Source organism: Variovorax sp. 20P10.2.4, from assembly GCF_058244205.1.
Window position 1 is genome coordinate 1 of record NZ_JBZAYE010000782.1, and the last position, 3,051, is coordinate 3,051.

Below are 3,051 nucleotides of genomic sequence, written 5' to 3' on the forward strand. Positions count from 1 at the left end.
GCTGCCCGCGATCGCGCCGAGCATGACGGCGCTGACGACGGTGCCGGCCTCGCGCGCCATCGCGCCCATGTCGAGCACGTGGTGCTCGCGGCTGAAGGCCTTGACCACGTCGATCAAGCGCTGCGCGTCGGCGCGTCCGTCGCCGGGCACCATGCGCTCGGCGGTGGTGAGCACGCGCGCCGACGAGCTGATGACCAGCGTGCGCGGCGGCGCGCTCATGCCGTTGCCGATCTGGCGCGTGGTCTCGAGCAGCTCCGACGACACGATCGCATCGAGCGCGCCCGGCACCGGGCTCAGGCTGAAGACGGGCCGGCGCCCGCCGAGCTGGGCCAGCGGCACCGGGAACACCTCGATGTAGTAGGTGGTGGCGCCGGTGCGCTGCGCCACGCCGGGGATCGAGGTGCTCTGCGCCGCGAAGCCCGCGTGGCGCGCGGTCTCCACCAGCCATTCGGTGAGCACGCCGCCGCCTTCGCCGCCGAGGGCGCAGACGAGCAGGGTGATCGGGCGCTGCGTGGATGCCGGGGAGGAATGTCGTTCCATCGTCTGTTCCTCCTCAGGCCGGGCGCAGCGCGCGCACCACCGCGCCGCGCAGGCCATGCAGCAGCCGCTCGTGCCACTTCGGGTTCTGCACCACCTCGGCGCGGTAGAAGCTCGGGCACAGCGTGGCCGCGTGCGCGTTGGCGCCGCACAGGCCGCAGCCCACGCAGCCGTCGATCACGGTCGCCACCGGGTCGAGCTTGAGCGGATCGGGGTTGTCCTTCAGCGTGAGCGTGGGACAGCCCGAGAGCCGGATGCAGGCATGGTCGCCGTTGCACACGTCCTCGTCCACGCCGTACTTCACGCGCACCACGCGCTCGCCGCGCTGCAGCAGGCCCGCGATCCAGGGCTTGATTCGGCGCTGCCGCTCGAGCTGGCATTCGCCCTCGGCGATCACCACCTTGAGGCCGTCGAAGTCGCTGGTCAGGGCCTCGGTCAGGGTGCGGCGCATGCGTTCCACGTCGTAGGTGGTTACGGTGCGCATCCATTGCACGCCCAGGCCCTTCAAGGTCGATTCGATGGTCTGGTTCTTGTCGACCAGGCTCTGCTGCTTGTCGACGGCGCGCTCCTTCACCTCGTCGTCGGGCGTGGAGATGATGTCCTGCGTGCCGGTGGCCGAGGTGTAGCCGTTCTTGAAGATCAGCAGCACCGCGTCGTCGCCGTTGAACAGCGCGCTCTGCACGCCGGTCAGCAGGCCGTTGTGCCAGAAGCCGCCGTCGCCCATGATCGACAGCGTGCGCCGGTTCATCATCGGCGACACGCCCGCGCGGCTCGCGAGGCTCATGCCGTAGCCGAGGATCGAGTGGCCCATCGAGAACGGTTCGAAGGTGCCGAAGGCATGGCAGCCGATGTCGGCCGCGATGTGCACCGGCCCCGTGGTCTGCTGCGCGAGCTTGAGGGCCGAGAACACCGGCCGCTCGGGACAGCCCACGCAGAAGCTCGGCGGCCGGTTCGGCAGCGGCACGTCGAGCCGGCGCGCCACCGCCTCGCGGCGCTCGCGGTTGCCGGCCAGCCAGGCCTGGGCCGACAGCGCCGATGCGGCCGTCTCGCCCTCGCCGACGTACTTCGCGACGAAGGCGGCGAGCCCGCCCGAGAGCACTTCCACGCCGTACTCGCCGGCCGAGGGCAGCAGGTCCTTGCCGTGCAGCGGCGTCTGGATGTCGCGGCGGCGCAGCAGGGTCGCGATGTCCTGCTCGATGTACTCGGGCTGGCCTTCCTCCACCACCAGCACCGCGCGTTTGCCGAGGCAGAAGTCGGCCAGTTGCTCGGGCACCAGCGGATAGGTGACGTTGAGCACCAGGATCGGGATCTCGCTCTCGCCGAAGGCATCGGCCAGCCCCTGCTGCTGCAGGCCGCGGATCAGCGCGTTGTACAGGCCGCCCTGCACCACGATGCCGAGCTCGACATGGCGCCCGCCGGGCATCAGCTCGTTGAGGCCCTGGGCCACGATGTGGCGGCGCGCGGCGGGAATGCGCTCGTCGCCCTTGAGTTTCTCGTGGCGGAAGGTCACGGGCGGATGGGCGAGCCGCATGTAGTCGAAGCCCGCGGGGTCGGTCATGAGCGCGCGTGTCGACACGGCGGGCGCGCGGTTGTCCTTGCACGCGAAGCTTCCGCGCACGTGGCAGGTGCGGATGCGCAGCTCCATCAGGCAGGGCATGTTCGAGGTCTCCGAGAGCTGGAAGCCCTGCTCGACCATGCGCACCATCACGGCCAGGTCGGGCCGCGGGTCGAGCAGGCACATGCTCGACTTGAGCGCATAGGCATGGGTGCGCTCCTGGATCACGCTGGCGCCTTCGCCGTAGTCCTCGCCGACCACGATCAGCACGCCGCCGGTCACGCCGGGCGAGGACAGGTTCGACAGCGCGTCGGCCGCCACGTTGGTGCCGACGATGGACTTCCAGGTCACCGCGCCGCGCAGCGGATAGTGGATCGAGGCGCCGAGCATGGCCGCGGCCGAGGCCTCGTTCGAGCAGGCCTCCACGTGCACGCCGAGCTCGTCCATGTAGCCCTTGGCCTGCACCATCACGTCGAGCAGGTGCGACACCGGCGCGCCCTGGTAGCCGCCGACGTAGGCCACGCCCGACTGCAGCAGGCCCTTGGTGATCGCGAGGATGCCCTCGCCGTGAAAGGTGTCGCCCTCGCCGAGGCGCAGCGCCTCGACTTCCTTGCTGAATGAGACTTCCAAAAGAATCGGCTCCGATAGGTTGATGCGTGGATGGATGAAGGAATGCGCGGACGCAGGCGTCCCCGCGCCGGGTGCGGGCCGGCGTTGTTCGTTGCTGGAGGCGGCGCTACTTGCCGCCGGGCTTGGGCGGTGCGGTGGGCAAACGCGCCACGTAGTAGGCGAGGGTGTCGAGGTCTTCTGGCGCCATGCGGCCCACGGCCTCGCCCATCGCCTGCGTGTAGCCCGGGCGCTTGCCGCTGCGGAACTCCTGCAGCGTGAGCGCGAGGTATTCCTCGCGCTGGTGCGCGATGCGCGGCACCTGCTGCCCCCCACTCAGGTCGGCGCCATGG

General features: G+C 70.4%; 3 protein-coding genes. All 3 read right to left on the reverse strand.

What is annotated here, in order from left to right; all coding sequences use genetic code 11:
* Positions 1 to 540: 2-oxoacid:acceptor oxidoreductase family protein (locus AC27VN_RS37420; protein ID WP_490879921.1), on the reverse strand; the 540-nt coding region annotated here is incomplete at its 3' end.
* Between the two features lie 13 nt (positions 541 to 553).
* Entirely contained in the window at positions 554 to 2,722 is a 2,169-nt protein-coding gene (locus tag AC27VN_RS37425; protein ID WP_490879922.1) for a thiamine pyrophosphate-dependent enzyme, read from the reverse strand.
* A 106-nt stretch (positions 2,723 to 2,828) separates the two neighbouring features.
* The coding region (locus tag AC27VN_RS37430) for a c-type cytochrome (RefSeq protein ID WP_490879923.1) at positions 2,829 to 3,051 on the reverse strand (223 nt) is incomplete at its 5' end.